A 21,088-nucleotide genomic window follows, 5' to 3' on the forward strand; every position below is an offset into this window, starting at 1 on the left:
GCTTAGTGGCTCCTTGGCATGGCTTTGCCGCGTAAACTACCTAAGGCAAAGTTGAGGATCAAGGCCAAGATTAGCAGCACTAGCCCGAGGGCGATAGCTTGGGCGAAGTCACCTTTGCTGGTTTCAAGTGCGATTGCAGTAGGAATATTACGGGTTACGTTTAAAATATTGCCGCCGACCATCATAGAGCAGCCGACTTCGGTCAGAATGCGACTAAAGGCCGCGACAATCGCCAGCAGTAAGGGCATGCGCAGTTCTCGGCAGACTGTCCACACTGCACGGCACCAAGAGGCGCCTAAGGTGCGTGAGGTTTCCCAAGCTCTGCGATCAACGCTAGTGAATGCGGCTTGGCTCATTGCAATTAGTACGGGGGCACAGATGAACATTTGCCCGAGAATCATTCCTTCTTGGGTAAATAACCATTTTAGATCGCCCAGAGGACCGTTGCGTGTTAGCAGTAAATACACGAGTAGACCGATAACCACTGTGGGGATTGATTGCAGAGTTTGAACTAAGTTAGTGACTATCCATTTGCCGCGAAATGGCGCAAACGCCAATACAAAGCCGAGCACCATGGAAGGAACAAGCGTGATCAGCAGTGCCGCGAAAGAAACCGAAAACGAGATCGAAATGATGGACCAAACGTCAGGGTCTAAAGAAAACAGCAGGCTTAACGCCTGCTGTAATAGTGCTAGCCAGCCGTCGTTCATTCGCTATAAGTTGCCTTGAACAATTGCTCGCCTTCGACTTTGAAGTTGTTGATCATGCTTTGACCTTCTTTGCTGATCAACCAGTCGCTGAATGCTTTAGCGCCTTTGTGGTTCAGATCTGGGTATTTAGCAGGGTTGATGAGAATGACTTGGTATGGGTTGGCTAAGGTTTTGCCACCATCGAAATCAACGGCAAGATCGAGTTTAGTTTTATAAGCCACGAAAGTACCACGGTCAGACAGAGTGTAACCTTGCATTTCGTTTGCCATCAGCAGGGTTTTACCCATGCCTTGACCGACTGAAGTATAACCTTTGAAGTTAGGAGTAACATTTGCCGCTTTCCATACTTCTAACTCTTTGATGTGAGTGCCTGAATTGTCACCACGAGAGATAAAAGGCACGCCTGATTTTGCCATTTTAACGAAAGCTTCTTCGGCCGTTTTGCTGTCACGGATTTTTGCTGGGTCGTTTTTAGGGCCAAGTACTACGAAATCATTTTCCATAATGCCACGGGGCTCAACACCAAAACCATCGGCTACGAATTTAGCTTCGGCGCTAGGCGCGTGAGTCATGACTAAATCCACGTCACCTTGCTCACCTAGTTTCAGGGCTTTACCTGTACCAGTGGCGATGACTTGAACCTTGTAGCCTGATTCACTTTCGAACTTAGGTAACAGTTCTTTCAATAGGCCTGAGTTTTCTGTGCTGGTGGTGGTGGCTAACTTGATAATTTCAGTCGAGTGAGCGGGTAAAACAGTGAACATACTGGCTGCAACAACCAGTCCCAGTAATGACTTCATATGAGATTTCATGTTTAGCATGGGTACTCCTTGGCGGAAAATAGGATTCCAACTCAAATGCCTACTGAGTGGAAGGTCTCGTAAATTGTAATACGTTCGGTTGAAAGCAAGTTAGATGCCAAGCTGAGAATGCGGTCATTTTCTTCACAGCTTAACCTAATTTGTGAGCTTGATCCCAAGCTTAACAAATACTCTACAGACAAATTGTCTCAGGACAAACTTCTGATGGTTCATAGTGACCTATTCATCTATTTTCAGTGCTAGAATTGGTCGCAAATGAGTCAAAATGTCCAGAAGCAGACAATATGAGCCAGATAGATAATAACCTCAAGCCTCTTCCATCGGCAGTATCGGTACTGATTGTTGATGATGAACCCGGAATGCGGAGTTTTTTAAATAAGGCACTCTCGAAGAAATTTGCCTTAGTCGAAACGGCGGGCAGTATCGAAGATGCGGAGCAGCTGCGTAGCCGTTGCCATTTCGATTTGCTTATCGTCGACATTCGTCTGCCTGGTCGTTCGGGTATCGAATGGCATGAAGCGTTGGATGAGCAGGGGCGTCGTTCGGACATCATATTTATGACTGGCTATGCCGACATGGAAGTGGCGATTACCGCGCTACGCGCGGGTGCTTCTGACTTCATCATGAAACCTTTCCATCTCGAACAGATGATGACTGCGGTCGATCGCTGTATCGAACGTCGCTTGCTTAAACGTGAAAACTTGATGCTGCGTCGTGAGGTTTCAATCGGTTATTCATCGACCATTATTGGCAGCAGTGAAGCCATGAAGTCGGTGAAACATATCATCGAACGTGTGGCGCCGACCAATGCCGTCGTCTTGATCCAAGGTGAGTCGGGCACGGGTAAGGAATTAGTCGCACGGCAATTACATTTGCTTAGTGGACGTCAGGGACCTTTTGTCCCAGTTAACTGTGGCTCTATCGCCCCTGAACTGCTCGAAAGTGAATTGTTTGGCCATACCGCCGGTGCCTTTACGGGTGCGAAAGGCAATCGTGAAGGTTTATTCAGTTTTGCTTCTGGCGGGACGATTTTTCTCGATGAAATTGGCGAAATGCCACTGAAAATGCAAACGGCATTGCTCAGAGTATTAGAGCAAAAAGCGATTCGTCCTGTGGGCAGCGAGAAAGAAGTTAACATCGATGTGCGAGTGATCGCGGCCACTAACCGTACTCTGATTGATGAAGTGGATGCAGGGAATTTCCGTCGAGACTTATATTATCGGCTGAATGTGCTCGATATTTTAATCCCGCCATTACGTGATAGACCCGAAGATGTCGTGGAGTTAACCCATCATTTCACTCGCCAACTTGCCGCTGAATTAGGGGTAAGAGAAGTCGTGTGGAGCCATGAAGATATGGTGAAACTACAGCAACACGAGTGGCCTGGTAACATTCGTGAACTGCGCAACATGATTGAGCGTTGTATTTTGCTGGGTAAACCGCCTGCGGAATATTGGAAGCAACAGCTGAAGAGTGAGTCTTTATCCACATCGGGTTATCCATTGGATTGGCCATTGAAAGACGTGGAAAAACACCATGTGACCAGTGTTGTGGACTTACATTCTGGCAATAAGTCTGCCGCGGCGAGGGATTTAGGCGTATCGCGTAAGACCTTAGATCGCAAGTATAAAGAGTGGTTTGATTTTAGTGGCGAACAGGAGTCATAGGGTGTCATTCTTCACTCACTTTTTTGGTGTCAGTTGGCAGCAAATGCAGGCCAAGGTGCGCTATCGCATATTAATCCTGACATTACTGCCTATTTTGCTGACACTGGTGAGTTTAGTGTTTATCACAATTTACTGGAACATCAGTTATACAGGTAAGCAGCTGTTTATGAAGGTTAAAGCTGACTTATCTGTTGCCGAAAACACTTTGCAGCAAGTGCAAGTACGCCAAGAAAAACAACTTGAACGTGTGGTGACGTCTTGGACCTTTCAAAATGACTTTAGGCCACTTTTCAGTGGTAAAGAATTAAGTGGCGAAGTCAGCTACCGAGCCAGTATTGATGCTTTTCTTCTTGAACAGAAAAAACAGCTAAATCTCGATTATCTGCGTTTAGTCAGTGTTGCCGAAGCGGCCGCAGACCCCGATTTACGCCAAATCCTTCCTAAGTTAGACGGTTTATTACCTTACTCCGGCTTGATGGTGCTGCCGCCCGAGCGTTTAGCACGTATCGATCCCGAATTGGCTATCACTGCGAGCATTCCGATAGTTGCAACCTTGCGGGCGCAGAGCCCCGTTAAAACCGTTGAAGAACGTGGTTTATTGAGCCGTAGCCTATTGCCCGTCCCTGATATGGAAGGCAAAGTGGCTTGGTATCTCGATGGTGGGATCTTGTTTAATCGCGATACTCGAATTGTCGACCACATTCGTGATCTGGTATACGACAAAGGCACCTTGCCCGAGCGTTCCATTGGTACTGTGACCATCTTCTTAGATAACATCCGTATTTCCACCAACGTGCCGCTGCATTTTTATCCCACAGGTAATGAGACGCTGGGCCGCGCGCTTGGCAGTTTAGTATCGGAGGAGGTGAAAGACAAAGTGTTAACTCAAGGCGAGCAGTGGGTCGATCGCGCTTTCGTATTTAACGATTGGTTTATTTCCGCTTATGCCCCCTTGGAAGATGTTCGCGGCCAACGTGTCGGTATGATCTATACCGGCTTTTCTGAATCGCCATTTATCCATAATTATTTACTCAATATCATAGAGCTAGGCACGATTCTAATGTTAGTGCTGTTGGTCTCTGGCCTGCTGGTTTATCGCGGTGCTTATAGTTTATTGCAGCCAATTGAACGTATTCACCATGTTGTACAAGCTGTGCAGTCGGGGCGCAATATTCGTATCGGTGCCTTAGGATTAGATCGGGATAACGAGTTATCGAACTTAGCCGAGCAGTTTGACAGTATGCTTGACTTGCTACAGCGTCGAAATGCCCAAATTCAAGCGGCGGCAGAACAGCTTGAAATGAAGGTTGAAGAGCGTACTCGTAGCCTGCAGGATAAAACCTTAGAGCTGCAACGTAACGTGGCATTACTAAACGAAACGCGTCAACAGCTCGTCACTAACGAGAAGCTCACTGCTCTTGGCGAATTGACCGCAGGTATCGCCCATGAAATCAATAATCCGACTGCCGTAATCCTCGGCAATATGGAGTTACTGCGCTACGAGCTTGGCGACAATGCAGAAGTAGTGAAAGAAGAAATTGATCTAGTCATTCAACAGGTTGGGCGGATCAGCACTATCATCCGTAGCCTGTTGCAATACAGCCGACCTGGCGAATTCAACGCACCACTAGAAATGCATCCGATGACTCCTATTATCGAAGAAATGTTGGTGTTGGTGCGACATTCGATTCAAAAACAAGAAGTCGTGCTGATCACTGAGTTAAACGCCAGTTGTCCAGTACAGGTTAATCGTCCGCAGTTGCTGCAAGTCTTGATTAATCTTGTAGTGAATGCGGCGCATGCGATGGACGGTAAAGGACGTATTTGGGTGCGAACCTATGACTGGGTGCAGCAGGATATGCCGATTGGCGTCAAAATCGAAGTGGAAGATGAAGGCTCAGGGATAGCGCCAGAGCAGCTGGGACGGATTTTCGACCCTTTTTATACCACACGTAAGGATGGCACTGGTTTAGGTCTTTCGCTCAGTTACGGCATTATCAAGCGGATTGGTGGCACGATAGAAGTGAGTTCAACTTTGGGTAAAGGGTCTTTATTTACCATAGGTTTGTATCATGAAGCGAAGGAAGATCAGCAAAATAATCCCTACGATGGCTTACACTTTGCGGGCAACTACAGCGATATGTCTGCAGATTAGTCTTATCCCGTTAGATAGGCAGTGTATTGTATTTGGCTGATTAGGTTTGAATTAAAATATGTCGAGCGATTGCTAGCTTTGTATTATGTGGCTTTGCATTACTGATTTTTAGGCAAAAAAAAGCCGGATGATGAGTCCGGCCACAAAGAGTGTGTGTGAGCAATGTCGTGCTTGCAAACTCAGGAGCTCCATAACAACGTCGATTACCAGTCATCGTTGTTAAAGATGAGTTTTGGAACGCACGTTAACGATAATCATTCTCAATTGTGTTTGCAAGCTATTTATTGCAAAAAGTGCACATCTTTACAAATATCGTTTTGCTCTCATCCATTAACGGTTTAGATCGACTTGCACAGATACAGTTTATGATCGACTAAGCTTTTAGGATCGGCTGTCAGTTCAGTAATTAAATATTGATTACTGATCAATAAATTAAGCATCGCAGGGAAGCGGTTCAGCGTCTTCACTTGAATATGATTATATCCTTGGCGGCGCGCCCAAGTTTCTTGATATTCGAGTAGACTCTGCGCTAAGCCTAAACGTCTAAAGTCGGATGCAACGCCACCTAACCAGCTATAAAATATGGCTTCTTCTTGCTCGTAACCCAGTTTAAACCCTGCCAATTCACCTTCTACATATGCGACTAAGATCAAACATGTCTTGCCCTGTAAGCGCTGGTCCAACACTTCGTTTGTGAGTGGGTGATCGAGCTCAGGGATTTGTTGGCTAAGTTCGATAAGCTGAGCGGCTAACTCGGGAGTCAAACTTGACTCTGCTTTAATTTCAATAGAATACATAGTTTACTCTCATAAAAAATCAGCCCCACTCGCGCGTTAACAGGAGCAGGGCAGAGCTATTAACTGGTTAAATTATAACAGGTCTGGCCAGTTGGGTTAATTAGGAAATTGATTCTTGCGGATTGGCTCGCAAAATCTTGTCCTGTAAGACTTTTAGCAAAACACCGTATGCCGGTAGGAAAAGGCCTAAGCTCACGATTAGCTTAAAGCCGTAATCGACTGTAGCGATTTCGGGCCAATTGGCTGCCATAAAGCTATCGGAAGAGGCGTAAAAGGCGATACTGAAAAAGACTAAAGTATCGACCAGATTTCCAACTAAGGTGGAGGCTGCTGGGGCGACCCACCAAGAGCGACTGGCTCGAATACGGGCAAAAACCTTAATATCCATCAACTGACCAATCAAATAAGCCGCGAAGCTGGCAAAGGCAATTCGGAACACAAAGGTATTCCACTGTGCAAGTGAATCAGCACCTTGAAAGCTGCCTTGATGGAACATCACTCCCATCACGTAGGAAATCATCAAAGCGGGAATCATAGCTTTGAGTATGATGCTGCGTGCGGCTTGTTGGCCAAAAATACGGACAGTGAGATCTGTGGCTAAGTACACGAACGGAAAGCTGAATGCCCCCCAAGTTGTGTGGTAGCCAAACAGTTGAAATGGCAATTGTACTAAGTAGTTGCTGACGCAAATAATCAGTATGTGAAATCCTACTAATAGGAATAAAGCGCGGCGAAGCTGCGCTGTGGTTAACATTAACATATGTGGCCTTTTTAGTTGTGTAGGGCGGGGTGAGGGAACCCGCTAATATTCAATTTATTATGTTTACGACTTTATTGCCGGTGACAGCGTGCTGAAATCGGGTCGCCATTATAGTGGTCGAGTTTTAAGATGCAAGTCTGCTGTTTAAATGTGCACATAGAATGAAAACTCTTCTACACTTTGAATACGTCGAAGGAGGATAGCCATGAGACGATTTTTTGCTACTTTTTGCTTATTTTTAGCTGTGTTACCTGTGTCTGTTTCCGCCGCTCAGCCGATAGTGGTCGATGTAGCAACGTCAACTTGGGAGGGATTTGCCAATCGTGATAAAACGGGTTACTACTTCGAGTTACTTCAGCGGATTTTCCCTGAGCCAGAATGGCAACTCAATGTGCAGTTTATGCCTTTTGCCCGCAGTTTATATCTTGTTGAGCACAATCGTACCGATATCACGCTCAGCGTTTACAAGGGTGATATTAAAAAGGGGCTATTAACAGAGAATATGGTTGAAGTGGACTCTATCGATGTGGCTGTTACTGCTGAGGTGGCGGCAGGATGGACTGGTATTGAAAGCCTATCCCACAAGAAGGTTCAGGCCATGCTGGCCTACAGATACAATATGCTGACACCTGTGCCTATGTATTACGAAGAAAGTAGCGATATGTTGACTATGCTCAATAGCTTAAATGCTGGACGTATAGATGCCGTGCTAGATTACAAACCTAATTTACTTACGTTTGTTCCTAAATTAAAGGCGCCACAAAATTTTGTGATTATTCAAGGTGTACTCAAGGCCGAAACCTATTTTGTTTTCGCTAACACCGAGAAAGGCCAGATGTTGAAACAACATTTTGATCTTGCACATAAGCGCTTAATCGATTCGGGTGAACAGGACAGGCTTTACCTTGAAACGATTGAAAAACGAAGGGCTGACGGCGCTGAATAGTCTTAATGTTTACTAGGCTTATTACATTTCGAATAAAATCGACATTATGGTTGCGAGTTTATTTTCAAGCTCTTGCCACTCAGCTTCGGGCTCAGAACCTGCAATAATTCCCGCACCCGCAAATAGGTTAATCCGACCGGGTTCGATCAGCGCACTGCGGATCGCTACCGAAAACTCACTCTCATATTTATTGAAATAGCCGCAGGCACCGGCGTACCAACCACGAATATAACCTTCACGTTGACGAATAAAGTTTAGCGCTGAATATCGCGGCAAGCCGCCAACTGCAGGAGTAGGATGCAGGGCTTGCAACAGTTGGAAATCATTCACGCCCGGCTTCAATTCGGCTCGAATTGCACGGTGTAAATGTTGAATATGGTTCAGTTTAAAAATAGTCGCTAATTCATCGGCGCCAACATAATTGCTCAGCGGCGTGAGCATATTCACTATGTGGCTACGAACAAGTTGGTTTTCAACGCTATTTTTGTTGTCTTCTAATAAAGCGTTCGCCAGCGCAATATCTTCTTCTTGATTGAGACCGCGTACCGTTGTACCAGCAAGTGCCTCGGTAAATAGCTCCTGCTGACGGCGGCGGAATAAACGCTCTGGTGAGCAAGAGATAAAAGTGCGATCTGGGCTAAATTGAAAGCCAAACTGGAAACTATTGGGATTACGGCCCTGCCAGCAAGCCAGTACCATCCAAGGATCGATAGGTTCGTTGACTTCAAGTTGTGTTAAGCGGGATAACACGACTTTTGGGGTATCTTGATTGAACTTAGGATCCACCACTTGCTCGACTAATGTCTTCCAACGTTCAAAATTGGGCTTGTCACTGCGCCCAAGTGGAACGATCTTTTTAGGTGGCGAGAGTGGCTTAGCTGGCATGACGGCTTCGATAGCGCCGATGGCCTTATCTATCTCGCTATGGTGATCATTATCAGCAAAATTAAGATTCACTAATAGGCTAAATTTGTTACCACTGCGTCTAAATTCAATGCGCGGCAGGATAAAGCGGCTATTACCGAACTCAGGCCAAGACTCTATAGTGCGATCGAAGGCAACACCGCCATAGTAGCGAATATTCTGATTCGTCGATAAGGCTCGCTGCTCTTGGTAGGCCATGGCCAGTTGCTGATCATTGATTCCGGTTTCAAATCTAAAGTCTTTGCACGCCCCTATCGCCGCGACTTCTTCGATTCTGTCGCGCCCATGCCAGTAGATCCTTGGGTAATGAGCCTGGGATGCCAGCCATGAAATTAAAGGCATAGCGACAGTGTTTAGTGACAACTGCACTATCGGTTCCGTCGGTGGAACTTGCTTTAATTGAATGAGTTTGTCGATGAGAGACTTAAGGTCTTCAGACAGGGCATGAACGGGCAAATAGAACTCCAAAGATAACGGATGAAGGCGAAAGCTGAAGGTCACTCTGTCAGCGTCAGTAAATTCGACTCAGGTTAATGTCCTCTTTTACAAGCCATTTACCTGTAGTGATTTTAGTCTGTAAATAAGAATCTTTCGCTCAAATTAAAGGCCACGGTCGAGTGTGTCAAGATGTAAGGCCCTATCGTGTGACTTTCGCCATAGTCTCATTTTACGCTGATAAAAAATGTGACTTGAGTGGGTCTTTTTGTCGGGCAAGTCACCCTCGGTGGACATTTTGTCTCTTAGTCGCTAAATGTACTTTCCCTTTGTCGTAATTAGTCGATCTAGGTTGGTTTTTAAACGTTTTTCGGTTGAGACAGAATAATCGCGGTCCACAATAGCTGGCACATCTTAAATTTTCTACGTGACAACAATAATATGATTACCACGAATACCCTCTTTAGAGTGTCATCTTTAGCCTTAGCTATTGGTCTTAGTTTTACTGTTCAAGCCGATGAAATCGCCCGTGATCCGCGACTCAATATCAATGAAGTGATCGTCGTGCATGGTGACGGCGGAGAAGCCAGTGAAATGGCGACGACCCATTGGAGCATTAGTGAAGAAGAGATCCGTGCAACCGGAGCGCAAAGTCTAGATCAAGTCTTAAAGAATGTGCCGGGTGTGTACATTCGTGTTGGTGGTGACGGAACACCAAGGGTTGATATTCGTGGTTTTAAAACTCGCCATGTGACTTTGTTGGTCAATGGTGTGCCTATGAGCAGCGCCGACGATGGTCAGTTCGACCCGAGTATCATTCCCACAAGCCAAATCGCCTCGGTAGAAGTGTCTGTCGGCCCGACATCTGTGCTTTACGGTCCAAGTGGTGCGGGCGGCGTGATCAACATTATTACTAAACAGGGCAGTACGGCGCCAGCACTGGCGGGGCGCCTCGAAGCCGGCAAAGACAATACATTTAATGGCGATATCAGCGCCGCAGGTTCGGGTGACGATTGGCAAGGTTTGGTCAGTGTCAGTCGGCAGCAAACCGATGGTTTCCCTATGTCCAATGACTTTGAGCCGACACAATACCAAGATGGTGAGCTGCGCGTTAACTCGGATAAAGAAGTCACTAACGTTTATGCCCAAGGCAGTTACTGGTTATCCGACAAGACCCAATTGATTGCCAATATGGCGCTGCGCAGTGGCGAATGGGGAAAACCTGCCCGTGACGGTACTGGGAGCGGCAAGTTGAAATTCGAACGTACCGATGACTATGACGCCCATACTTTCCAACTGGGGTTAGCGCATCAATTTGATGACACTTTCACCCTACGTGGCTTTGGCTATCACAATCAAAGCGATACCTTAGAAGCCTCCTATGCCGATGAAACCTATCAGGCTGTTACGCTGTCGCAAGATGGGCGCTCGGTTGTGCAAGGCGTCAATCTGCAGTTAATCACAGACTTGCATACCGCGGGTTTATTCACGACCTCAGTCATTGCCGAGAAACAAAGCTGGAAGTCAGTCGTCGATACTTATACGGCTAATACAGGCAGCAATAATGGTGGCACTACCGGTTCTGGCGGCGGAACAGGCACAGGTGGTGGAACTGGCACAGGCGGTGGAACAGGCACAGGCGGTGGAACAGGTTCAGGCGGCGGAACAGGTTCAGGCGGCGGAACAGGCACAGGTGGTGGAACAGGTACAGGTGGTGGAACAGGTACAGGTGGTGGAACAGGTACAGGTGGTGGAACAGGTACAGGTGGTGGAACAGGTACAGGTGGTGGAACAGGTACAGGTGGCGCCGAGAACTTAAATGATTCCGCTTGGCTATATACGGCCGCGGCTGAGTATCAGTATCAATCTGAGCTGCAGTACGGCTTTACCTTAGGTGGCGCTTATCATTCACTCGACACTGCAGATAGTACCGATGGCAACTATTCGGCCATGGCCTCCAGTTATTGGCAGGCGGCGCAGGATTCTCGTTTAAGTTTAAGTGTGGCACGTAAAGTGCGCTTCCCCTCTATGGTGAACTTGTATTCACAGCTATCTGGTAATCGTGATTTAGAAGCCGAAGAGTCTAAGCATGTGGAGCTGGGTTTAGAGCAGAATCTGCCGGCGAGTACCGATTTCTCCCTTTATGGTTATTACACGGATGCGAAAAATTACATCGCCAAAGATGTCGATGGTTTCTACCAAAATATGGGGCGTTATAAGTTCAAAGGGGTCGATTTCCAAATCAATAACCATGCGATCGAGCACTTAGATCTGAGCTTCTCCTATAGTTTTCTCGATTCAGAAGAGATAGACGGCGACGATACCTTAGATGCCTTGCAATATCGTCCACGTCACCAGTTACGTTGGCAGATGAGTTACGAGTTTCCCTTCGAGACTCAAGTTCACCTCAACGTGGAGCGTATTTTAGACCAAGTCTATGCGACGCAGGTGAAGGTTGGCGGTCAGACCCAATATCAACAGCAGTCGTTAGACAACTACACCTTAGTGGACGTAAATCTGGTACAGCCATTAATTCGTGACAAGTTAGATGTTTACCTACGTGCGACTAACTTGCTGGATGAAAACTACTACCAGAGTGAAGCTCTGCCACAGGCGGGACGACAGATCTTCATCGGTGTGAACTGGCAGATCTAAGATGAAACTCCTAGCGCTCGAAGGCGTTAGCTTCAACTATGGTAGCCAGTTACCGACTGTATTGCAGGAGGTAAACTTGGCCATTGGCACTGGCCAATGCCATTGCGTGAGCGGTCCTACGGGCTCTGGGAAATCGAGTCTGCTAAACCTACTGGCGGGCGTGTTAAATCGCCCGCATGAAGGCGACATCTGGCGTTACCCACAACTGGTTACGGGTCTGGTGATGCAGGACCCGCAAACTCAGCTACTTCGGCAAACCGTTGGCGCCGAAGTGGCTTTCGCGCTAGAAAACCTCGGCATTCCCGCTGAGCAAATGCTGCCTAAAGTGCAATTGGCTCTGCGACGCGTGGGCTTGTATCTGCGTCTCGATACCCAAGTCAGCACGCTTTCCCTTGGTCAAAAATATCGTTTAATGATAGCCGCTCAACTGGTGTGCGAGCCGCATTTACTGCTGCTCGATGAGCCTTGGGCACAACTCGATGATCACGGTGTGAGTGAGCTGCTGGTCGTGCTCCGCAATCTTATCCAAGATGGCATGGCGCTAGTGTTGGTTGAACATAACGCCTCGGCCTTCGCTGAGATTATTCAGCATTACTGGCAGTTAGAGGCCGGCAAGCTATCCGAAGGCGTCTATACCGTGACCGATGCGCCGCAAACTGAGGCGCCTGCGTGGCGTAATCAGCCTAAGTTTGAGCACTTAGGTAAAGTCTTGGTCAGCGCCGAAGCCTTTGATTTTGGGTTCGATGCTTGTCCCACATTATTTGCGTGTCCGCAGGGATTTCAACTGCAGGCGGGTGAGATAGTGACCTTAGTGGGAGATAACGGCTCTGGTAAAACGAGTCTATTGAAAACTATAGCGGGCGTGCACAGTTTAAGGCAGCGTCTTCCCCTTAAAGTGCTAGGGCGAAGGCCTAAATTGGGGATTTATGGCGCTGAGCTGGGTCTGCTGATGCAAAGACCGAGTCGACAATTATTCGAGACCAGCGTGCTGGCCGAAATGCAGTTTAGCCTTAGGCGTTTTGAACTCCCCAAAGAACGCGCGGCGCAGATGTTGGATGAATTGGATTTATTTAGCTTAGCTCAGCTGTCGCCCCACAAATTATCCTACGGTCAACAGCACTTGATTGCCTTAGCGTCACTTGCCTGTTTACGCCCTAAGGTGCTGCTTTTGGACGATCCATTGGCGGGGATGGATAAGCATTACTACGGCAAAGTGTGGTACTTGCTGAAGCGGTTAAGCTCGCAAGGTTGCGCTATTTTGCTTAGCAGTCACAGAAGCATTGAACACAGCGCTGTATCACGGCAATTGAGTTTGCGTAATGGTCTATTGGTGGAGGAATTGATTGAAACAGGAGAGCGTTATGTGGGCTAGTTGTCGGCGCCTACGCGCGCTGCGGCATTGGAGTTATGAGCGGCGGGAAACGGCACTCTGTGCGTTGTCGCTGCTATTGGTGTGCGTGCTCTCAGCCTGTGCTTTTGTATTGCCCGCTGCTTTACTCTTGCCATTAGCTGGACTTAATGGACTGCTTGTTATCCACGGTTTGCTGCGACGCGGCAGTATTTGGGGCGTGCTAAAGCTAGGTTTAGTGCAATTGAGCATCACTTTGAGTCTGTATTTAATCCTCTATGGCGTTGAACATTTAGCCCAAGGCGCCGTGGTGGTTGCGCGTATTATTTTGGCGACCATTCCCGGTTGGTGGTTGTGTATTACGGCGGCTCCCGAGCGGATTGGTGAAGTGTTAAGTGCGTTTTTACCGACCAAGTGGGCCTTTGTGGTCGCGGCATCCTTAAGTTTATTGCCCTATATGGCAGATGAAATTCGCGAGATATATCAGATCCAGTGTCTGCGCGGGGCTCGCATTACACCTAAGGCGCTGCGTAACCCTAAAAATTGGTCCGAGTTGGTGTATTGCGTGTTGTTTCCCGTCTTAATCCAATTACTTAAATTATCTCGCCAGATGGCCGTTGCAGCGCAGAGCCGTCACTTTGGTTTAGCGCAACGGCCAACACATTGGCATTCACCGAGAGACAAAAATGACTAAAAAAATCCCGCTGAGTCTACAAGACTCCTTATTTGTCGGCTTTTGCGCCACCTTGCTGGTGGCATTAACGGGCATGTTAAGGCTGAAACTGGGCTTGTCTGGTCACAGCATGTTCCTGATGAGCTTCTTTTATCTGATCTGTTATGGCGTGTTAGGTCGTTTCGGCAGCATGACGGCATGCGGTGTTATCGCGGGCATAGTGGCCATGGCTTTAGGCGTAGGTAAAGGCGGGCCTATGATTTTACTGAAGTTTGCCTTGCCTGCCATAGCAATGGATCTCGTTGCCTTACTCTTGCCGCTCAGTATGAACTTGCATTGGCGCTGCGTGATCTTGGGCATTGCTGGCTGTATCGCTTGGGCAGGTAAAGTAGCACTCACCAATGTGCTTGCGGGCATGGCGCTGGATGTCGTGTTGATTCAATGGGGCTTGAGTGTATTAAAAGGCGGCTTCTTCGCCACTCTGGGCGCCTTGCTTGTACCGCCTGTGCTGACGCGATTAAAAGCTCATGACCTGTTACACCGTGATAAATTTTAAAAACCTTTTTAGAGCTTTAGGAAATGCAGATGAAAAATTGGCTGATTTGTATCGACGATACCGATGATATAGGCACTAAGGGTACGGGCGAAATTGCCGAGGAAATTGCCCATCTGCTCGCCAATATGTCGGGCGGCCATGCTTCCTTTGTGACGCGGCATCAATTGTTTGTGCACCCCGATATTCCTTATACCTCACATAATAGTGCCATGTGTTTTGCGCTGCGCTCGCCACTGACGCAGGCCGAGATCCATCAACATGCCGTTGCGCATTTGGTCGCGGAATCGGCTCCTGCGGCAGATCCTGGCATCGCCATACTCGATGTCGACTCTGACTATGATGCCGCGGCTTTAATGGATTTTGGCCGCAGAGCTAAGGTTGAAGTGATTACGAAAGCGGCGACCTATGATTTGGCTGAACAACTTAATATTCAGCTGACCGAACATGGCGGCACAGGCCAAGGTGTTATTGGAGCGTTAGCGGGATTAGGGCTACGTTTGATGGGCAGCGACGGTCGGGTAAAAGGCCAGATTAAACTTGGCCAATTTGAGGATGTTTCACTCGAACTCAGCGTTGCCGACATCCTAGAACAAACCGGACTTGATGCTGTGATGAGTACGGACAAGTATCGACTTGCGCTTGATGAGCGAGTGCAACTGAAGGGCAAAGTGAAAGCTGTATACCTTGATCACCAGTTTGTATTGCTCGTTCACCAAGAGGCAGAACAATGGCGCAATGCGGGCAAGCAAGCCCTGCAAGCCTACTAGAGCAAGTTTAGTGAAAGAGTTTAAAAAGAGAGTGCTAAATGGATCTCAACTTGGTCGAACATGCATTTGAATTAAAGGATGACCGCTGGATTTTTAAGGCGGGACTGGCTCAATATCCACAGGCGAGGCAAGTGGCCAAGCTGTGCACGCATTTTATCCCAGATGATGAAGACGAGCAGATCGACGATGAGCCCCGCTCCTGCTACAACTGCCAATATCGCCGCTGGATGGTCGCCGGTTTCGAATGCTTAGCCTTAGGCATTTATTGAAAAAGTGAGAGTGTGAAATGTGCCTTGCCTAAGCCTTAGGCCCTTATTCCATCGCATCCTGTTTAGGGCATTTTGTTTACCAAGAAAGTCTATGGTGATTTTCTAATCCTCGTCTTAGAATGCCCTTCACGTCTGTTCTATAATAATCAAAAATAACAACAGAACATTTGAGCGTAGGTCGCTTTTATGTCGTATGGTTAAGTTGATATTTTATTCGGGCACATCATCCTTGGGGTTGTAGATATGAGTGAGTCGGCAGAAACAGTTGAGCTTATCAAATTACCAGTGTCGCAATTGACATTAGGTATGTTTGTCAGTGCCATAGACAAAAATGATCAGGGTCAACTTGCTATTGCAAATGCTGGACAAATTAAACATAAGGATGCAATTTTAAAACTGGCCAAAAGTGGCATCAAATTCGTTTGGGTGGACACTGAGCGTTCGGCAGAACATTGTGGGTTAAAGAAAAAATCGACTAATGATAGTCAACCCGACAATCGAAAAGCGCTAGTGAGTCGCGATAAACAACAAGCTCAAGCTAAGGTTATGCTGACCGAAGCGAAAGATCTTATTCGTAAAGTGTTATCCGAAACCTTCGAAGGCAAAGCCATCGAAGTCGCGCCCTTCGAAGCGTTAGCCGATACCATGATAGAGTCAGTGATGTTGGATGCTGATGCGCTTAAATGTATGTCTGCACTCCGTTCAAAAGATGCCTATCTACTTGAACATTCAGTGAATGTTGCCTTTCTACTGGTTACCTTTGGTAAATACTTAAAGCTAGATCGCGTCATGCTACGGGAAATGGCGGTCGGCGGGATTTTACACGATATTGGCAAGATTAAAGTCGACAATAAAGTGCTGCACAAGCCGGGTAAATTGACACCAGAAGAGTTTGAACATATGAAGCTGCATCAAGTGTATGCGCTTGAAATTATGAACGAAACTACTGGTCTGTCGCAGATCAGTAAAGATATCTGCTTAATGCACCATGAAAAATTAGATGGCAGAGGTTATCCAAGGGGTTTGAAGGGTGATGAAATCCCCCGCCATGGCCGTATGAGTTGTATAGTCGATATCTTCGATGCTTTAACAGCAACGCGATGTTATAAAGAGGCGATGAGCCCTGCCGCGGCCTTTAAAATTTTACTCAGTCTGACGCCATTCCATTTGGATCAAGAATTGGTCTATGAGTTTATTCGTTGTATTGGTGTTTACCCTGTGGGTTCCTTAGTTGAATTATCGGATGGTCGTGTTGGTATTGTTTGGGCCTCGAAAGATAGGGATGCGCTACATCCAATCGTAAAGTGTTTTTATTCTTTAAAAGTAAAACGTTACACTGATGTCGCTATGGTGGATTTATTAAAATCTGAACTTTATATTGAACGCGGTGTGTCACCGAGTACATTAGATATCGATCCGACTCCTTTCTATTAATCTTCAAATCCTACCTTAAATGCCGGTCATCTGAGTCGATGGCTGGTGTGAATGATTGCAGAGCCTGAGCTAAAAACCGTAAACTGAAAGTATTTCTCTGGTCGAGCAATGCTATGAACAGTGCTATGAAATCTCTATTTCCTATTTTTATCATTATCTTATCCTTGGCTTTGTTAATCCCTGGGGTGACTCAACCTATTTTGAGTATCAGCGGCAGTATCGATAAGGCCAAGCTGGCGGAACAAGGCATAGAGCAAGTTGCCCAAAGATTTGATGAGGACTCTGGGCGTGACAGTGCCCGCGGTATGTTAAGCATGGTCAGTGGTTTGCTTGGGTTTAATAGCCTTAAGGGCGAAGTCCAAGTGCTGCAGAAGACTCGTAGTATTTGGGGGACGGTAACCGAACTTTATCACTCTGGTAATGGACTCGTCGCGGGATTAGTCATGTTATTCAGCGTGGTGGTGCCTGCCTTGAAGTTGAGCTTAATGTTGGCACAGCAATGTGTTAGCTCGATTGGCCTGAAACTGAGGATTAATGCCGTCGTCAACGCACTCGCCAAGTGGTCGATGGCCGATGTGTTTGTGGTAGCGCTGATCATCACCTTTATGGCGGGGAACGCCTCAGGTGGCATGGGGGAAATGCTAAAAACCCAAGCGCAATTTGAAAACGGTTTTTACTTTTTTACCGCTTACTGCATTTTATCGATTCTGAGTGGGTTTTTAGTGCGGCGTCCAACGCCAATTTTGTAGCTATTTTATAAGGCATCCCTACCTTAGCGATAAGGTCGGGATGCCGAGATTTAACCGCTCAGCGAGTTAGGACAAAGTGCCATTTTGATAGATGGGCATAATCCAATAGCGACAGGGATTATGTTTGCAGACCAGCGCCAAAGCAGCGAGCAGCGCGGCTTGTTGTGCAGCGGGGTGCATGATTTCGAATTTACAAAACTCCCGATAACCTTCCACTTGTTCCTTGATATTAAAATGGCTGTGTTCACGGCTGAAACCACAAATATTCCCTAGGCTAAAGCCCGATAGAAACTCTAACTCTATCAAGGTATCGACTATGTCGTCCTTAATATCATTTTGGGCGATCAGTACTAACAGTTGTTCTGTGCTCATTTACGTTTCTCCAGCCAAAAATACAGAATTGGCAGTAAATACAGTGTGGTAATGGTTGAAGTGAGCAGGCCGCCAATCACCACAATCGCTAAAGGTTTTTGAATTTCAGCCCCAGGACCTGAGGCAAACACTAGCGGCATAAGACCAAACATGGCCGTTGTCGCCGTCATCAAAATGGGGCGTAAACGCCGCGCCGCACCTTGTTCCACCCGTTCGCGCAGGTTGCTGAACATGTGCTTGGTTTGTTCGTAATAGCTGACCATTACCACGCCATTGAGCACAGCGACGCCGAGCAGGGCGATAAAGCCAACTGAGGCGGGCACGGACAAATACTCCCCCGATAAATACAGGCTAACTATGCCGCCCATCATAGCGAAGGGAACGTTGGCGAGAATTAAGCCCGCTTTGGCCAGTGAGCCAAATGTGGTGAATAAAATCAAAGTGATCAGTGCGATAGCAATAGGGATCACTAACAGTAAATTGCTGGTGGCTCGCTGCTGGTTTTCAAACTCGCCACCAAAACTCACGCTATAACCGCTCGGGAGTTTGATTTCCTTTGCGATTTTAGCGTTGAGCTCTTCTACAAAACTCACAATATCGCGACCCTGCACGTTGGTGGTGATCACTGAAAAGCGATTCCCTTGCTCACGCTCGATAAGGATGGGGCCTTGCTTATAGCTTAAGGTGGCGACATCACTCAGGCGTTTTAAGGAGTGATCTGGCATCACCAGTAACTGATTTTTAAGCTCATTAATGCTGCTTAAGTGGCTCTGATTATTAGCCATCAGCACGGGCGTTCGTTTCTTACCCTGTAGCACTTCGGTCACTATCACGCCTTCGAGCTGACTTTTCAGGTAGCGAGCAAACTCCATGGTGCTCATGCCAAAGCCACGGGCGAGCTCGTTATCTAAGGTGAGGTTGATAAAAGGACTGCCTTCGATCATCGCCATTTTCACATCGACGCTGCCGCTGGTGGCATTAACCAGCTGTTGGATTTGGCTCGTGAGCAGACCTAAGGTGTCGATATCATTACCAAAGACCTTAATCGCCACGTCGCCAATGCTGCCAGTGAGCATTTCGGACACACGCATTTGTATCGGTTGAGTGAAGTTAAAATTAACGCCGGGATAGTCCAATAACACAGTGCGGATCGCATCGATAAGCGCTTCTTTATTGGCAAAGCGCCATTCACTGCGGGGCAAAAGTTCTAAGAACACATCGGTTTCATTGAGTCCCATGGGATCTAAGCCGATTTCATCCGCGCCAGTACGCGCCACCATTTGTTTGATTTCAGGAACTTTAGCCAGCAAGGTTTGCTGAATTTGTTTGTCGATGGCAATCGAAGCTTCGAGTGAAATCGATGGGGATTTCTCCAGCTGCAGGATAATGTCGCCTTCATCTAAGGTCGGCATAAAGGTTTTTCCCACTAACCCGAACAGCCCTAGGCTGACGATAAGCAAGCTAAAGGCGATCACCATAAAGCGTTTTTGATGGCTAAACGTGCTCTTGAGGCTGGCCAGATAAAGCTGTTTAAGCTTTTCAATCGCCTTAGGTTCCTTGGCGGCTTTTTCGTTGACGAGATAAGAAGCGATAACCGGAATAACAGTTAACGACAACACTAGTGCCGACAGCATGGCAAACACGATAGTGACCGCAACTGGGGTGAAGAGTTTGCCTTCAAGCCCGCTCAAGGTCAGCAAGGGTGAGAACACTATCATGACGATTACAGTGCCCGACACCACGGGAATGGCAACGTCCTTGGTCGCGCGAAAAATCAAATGCAGCCGCGGTAATCTCTGCTTAGTCGCGATGAGATTCACCATGTTTTCGACCACGACCACAGATGAATCCACTAACATGCCGATGGCGATAACCAAGCCACCTAGACTCATTAAGTTCGCGGAAAGATTGAAGTAATCCATCATCAAAAACGTCATCAACGCGGCAAGAGGCAGCGAGAGTGACACGACCAATGCGGCGCGCACGTTGCCTAAAAATAGCGCCAGCAAGATGATCACCAATACTACGGCTTCGAATAATGCATTGGAGATGGTATCAATCGCGGTATTGATCAGATTCGCGCGGTCATAAAAGGTGTTTATCTGGCTGCCTTCTGGCAAGGTTAGGCTGATTTGATCGAGTTTTTCTTTAATGTTTTTGACTACTTGTGCTGTATTGGCGTCTTTTAGGGCGATGATCAAGGCTTCGGCGGTTTCGTTACCGTCTTTAGTGACTGCGCCATAGCGGGCTAAGTGGCCAATTTGAATATCGGCTAAATCCTGCAGTCGATACACTCTGGCATCATCGGCCTTGATCACTAATTGTTTGAGTTCGTCGATATCATCGATGCGACCTTCGGCGCGCACTATGATGGTATCTGTGCCAATGGTGAGCTTGCCCGCGCCTTCGTTGTGATTATTCTCCACTATCGCTTGTTGCAGCGCCGCAAAACTTACGCCTGCGGCCGCCATAGCCGCAGGTTTGGGGGTCACACTAAAGCTTTTGGCATAGCCACCGAGGATATTCACATCGGCGACACCCGCAACGGTTCGCAGTAGCGGACGGATTTCCCATTCGAGCAACTGCCGTCTTTCCATCAGCGAAAGATTGGGATTTTCGAGTGAAAACATAAAGATTTCGCTGAGCGGCGTACTCATTGGCGCTACGCCGCCCGTCACACCTTCAGGGAAACTGTCCCACACGGCGGCGATGCGTTCGCTCACCTGCTGGCGCGCCCAATAGATATCTGTACCTTCGTCAAAATCGAGGGTGATATCGCTGATGGCGTATTTAGTGGTCGAGCGCAGAATCGATTGATGGGGAATGCCTAACAGTTCGGTTTCAATCGGCACGGTAATTTGCGCTTCGATTTCCTCCGGCGTCATACCGGGCGCCTTGAGGATAATCTTCACTTGGGTGGGCGAAATATCGGGAAAGGCATCCAAGGGAATGGAAAACCAGGCTCGCGCTCCCGCTAACATAATAATCAGTGCCACAATCAGCACAAATAAGCGCTGCGTGAGCGAAAAGCGGATGACTGAGGTCAACAT

At 47.4% G+C, this 21,088-nt stretch carries 18 protein-coding genes; 11 read left to right on the forward strand and 7 right to left on the reverse strand.

Annotated elements, in window-relative coordinates; all coding sequences use genetic code 11:
- Positions 1-2: 2 nt before the first annotated feature.
- Entirely contained in the window at positions 3-710 is a 708-nt protein-coding gene (locus tag L5M17_RS17020) for an ABC transporter permease (protein ID WP_105250740.1), read from the reverse strand.
- Positions 707-1,531, reverse strand: a complete 825-nt coding sequence (locus L5M17_RS17025) for a substrate-binding domain-containing protein (protein ID WP_105250739.1) — start codon at positions 1,529-1,531, stop codon at positions 707-709. Before L5M17_RS17025 ends, L5M17_RS17020 begins: the two co-directional genes overlap by 4 nt.
- A gap of 284 nt (positions 1,532-1,815) precedes the next feature.
- Between L5M17_RS17025 and L5M17_RS17030 the strand changes: the two genes are divergently transcribed.
- Together L5M17_RS17030 and L5M17_RS17035 are read left to right on the forward strand one after the other, a co-directional pair.
- Positions 1,816-3,198, forward strand: coding sequence for a sigma-54-dependent transcriptional regulator (locus L5M17_RS17030; RefSeq protein WP_105250738.1), 1,383 nt, complete (start codon positions 1,816-1,818; stop codon positions 3,196-3,198).
- A gap of 1 nt (position 3,199) precedes the next feature.
- A complete protein-coding gene (locus L5M17_RS17035; RefSeq protein WP_105250737.1) occupies positions 3,200-5,353 on the forward strand; it encodes a cache domain-containing protein in 2,154 nt (717 codons plus the stop codon).
- 338 nt (positions 5,354-5,691) lie between these two features.
- Here the strand turns inward: L5M17_RS17035 and L5M17_RS17040 are convergent, their stop codons facing one another.
- Both L5M17_RS17040 and L5M17_RS17045 read right to left on the reverse strand, forming a co-directional pair.
- Positions 5,692-6,150 carry a GNAT family N-acetyltransferase gene (locus L5M17_RS17040; protein WP_173497811.1) on the reverse strand — a complete coding sequence of 153 codons (459 nt, stop codon included), beginning with the start codon at positions 6,148-6,150 and terminating at the stop codon, positions 5,692-5,694.
- Positions 6,151-6,250: 100 nt separating this feature from the next.
- Positions 6,251-6,910: a 7-cyano-7-deazaguanine/7-aminomethyl-7-deazaguanine transporter gene (locus tag L5M17_RS17045; protein WP_105250735.1), complete on the reverse strand. Its 660-nt coding sequence runs from the start codon at positions 6,908-6,910 to the stop codon at positions 6,251-6,253.
- Between the two features lie 205 nt (positions 6,911-7,115).
- Here L5M17_RS17045 and L5M17_RS17050 point away from each other — a divergent pair, with 205 nt between their 5' ends.
- Entirely contained in the window at positions 7,116-7,856 is a 741-nt protein-coding gene (locus L5M17_RS17050) for a transporter substrate-binding domain-containing protein (protein WP_105250734.1), read from the forward strand.
- Between the two features lie 21 nt (positions 7,857-7,877).
- On the opposite strand, the gene L5M17_RS17055 is transcribed toward L5M17_RS17050, so the two are convergent.
- Positions 7,878-9,236, reverse strand: coding sequence for an isochorismate synthase MenF (locus tag L5M17_RS17055; protein WP_263148633.1), 1,359 nt, complete (start codon positions 9,234-9,236; stop codon positions 7,878-7,880).
- A 420-nt stretch (positions 9,237-9,656) separates the two neighbouring features.
- Between L5M17_RS17055 and L5M17_RS17060 the strand changes: the two genes are divergently transcribed.
- The 8 genes from L5M17_RS17060 to L5M17_RS17095 all read left to right on the forward strand — a co-directional run bounded on the left by L5M17_RS17060 (position 9,657) and on the right by L5M17_RS17095 (position 17,666).
- The gene (locus L5M17_RS17060; RefSeq protein WP_263148635.1) at positions 9,657-11,870 is read left to right on the forward strand and encodes a TonB-dependent receptor plug domain-containing protein; all 2,214 of its coding nucleotides are present in this window, start codon (positions 9,657-9,659) and stop codon (positions 11,868-11,870) included.
- 1 nt (position 11,871) lies between these two features.
- Positions 11,872-13,242 (forward strand): ATP-binding cassette domain-containing protein, encoded by a 1,371-nt coding sequence (locus L5M17_RS17065; RefSeq protein WP_113940175.1) that lies wholly within the window; start codon positions 11,872-11,874, stop codon positions 13,240-13,242.
- Positions 13,232-13,912 (forward strand): energy-coupling factor transporter transmembrane component T, encoded by a 681-nt coding sequence (locus tag L5M17_RS17070; RefSeq protein ID WP_006079414.1) that lies wholly within the window; start codon positions 13,232-13,234, stop codon positions 13,910-13,912. Before L5M17_RS17065 ends, L5M17_RS17070 begins: the two co-directional genes overlap by 11 nt.
- A complete protein-coding gene (locus L5M17_RS17075) occupies positions 13,905-14,447 on the forward strand; it encodes a hypothetical protein (RefSeq protein ID WP_012090637.1) in 543 nt (180 codons plus the stop codon). The genes L5M17_RS17070 and L5M17_RS17075 overlap by 8 nt, the downstream gene beginning before the upstream one ends.
- A 29-nt stretch (positions 14,448-14,476) precedes the next feature.
- Positions 14,477-15,214: a DNA-binding protein gene (locus tag L5M17_RS17080; protein WP_113940177.1), complete on the forward strand. Its 738-nt coding sequence runs from the start codon at positions 14,477-14,479 to the stop codon at positions 15,212-15,214.
- Positions 15,215-15,252: 38 nt separating this feature from the next.
- Positions 15,253-15,483, forward strand: coding sequence for a hypothetical protein (locus L5M17_RS17085; protein ID WP_113940178.1), 231 nt, complete (start codon positions 15,253-15,255; stop codon positions 15,481-15,483).
- A 243-nt stretch (positions 15,484-15,726) separates the two neighbouring features.
- Positions 15,727-16,917 carry an HD-GYP domain-containing protein gene (locus tag L5M17_RS17090; RefSeq protein ID WP_198573793.1) on the forward strand — a complete coding sequence of 397 codons (1,191 nt, stop codon included), beginning with the start codon at positions 15,727-15,729 and terminating at the stop codon, positions 16,915-16,917.
- Positions 16,918-17,030: 113 nt separating this feature from the next.
- Positions 17,031-17,666 (forward strand): paraquat-inducible protein A, encoded by a 636-nt coding sequence (locus tag L5M17_RS17095; protein ID WP_263148639.1) that lies wholly within the window; start codon positions 17,031-17,033, stop codon positions 17,664-17,666.
- Between the two features lie 66 nt (positions 17,667-17,732).
- Here L5M17_RS17095 and L5M17_RS17100 read toward each other — a convergent pair whose 3' ends face one another.
- Complete coding sequence (locus L5M17_RS17100) at positions 17,733-18,038, reverse strand: DUF3240 family protein (RefSeq protein ID WP_006079422.1); 306 nt, start codon at positions 18,036-18,038, stop codon at positions 17,733-17,735.
- Positions 18,035-21,088, reverse strand: a complete 3,054-nt coding sequence (locus tag L5M17_RS17105) for an efflux RND transporter permease subunit (protein WP_263148641.1) — start codon at positions 21,086-21,088, stop codon at positions 18,035-18,037. The genes L5M17_RS17100 and L5M17_RS17105 overlap by 4 nt, the downstream gene beginning before the upstream one ends.

Source organism: Shewanella sp. SW24 (genome assembly GCF_025653395.1).
Classification (GTDB): Bacteria; Pseudomonadota; Gammaproteobacteria; order Enterobacterales; family Shewanellaceae; genus Shewanella; species Shewanella oncorhynchi.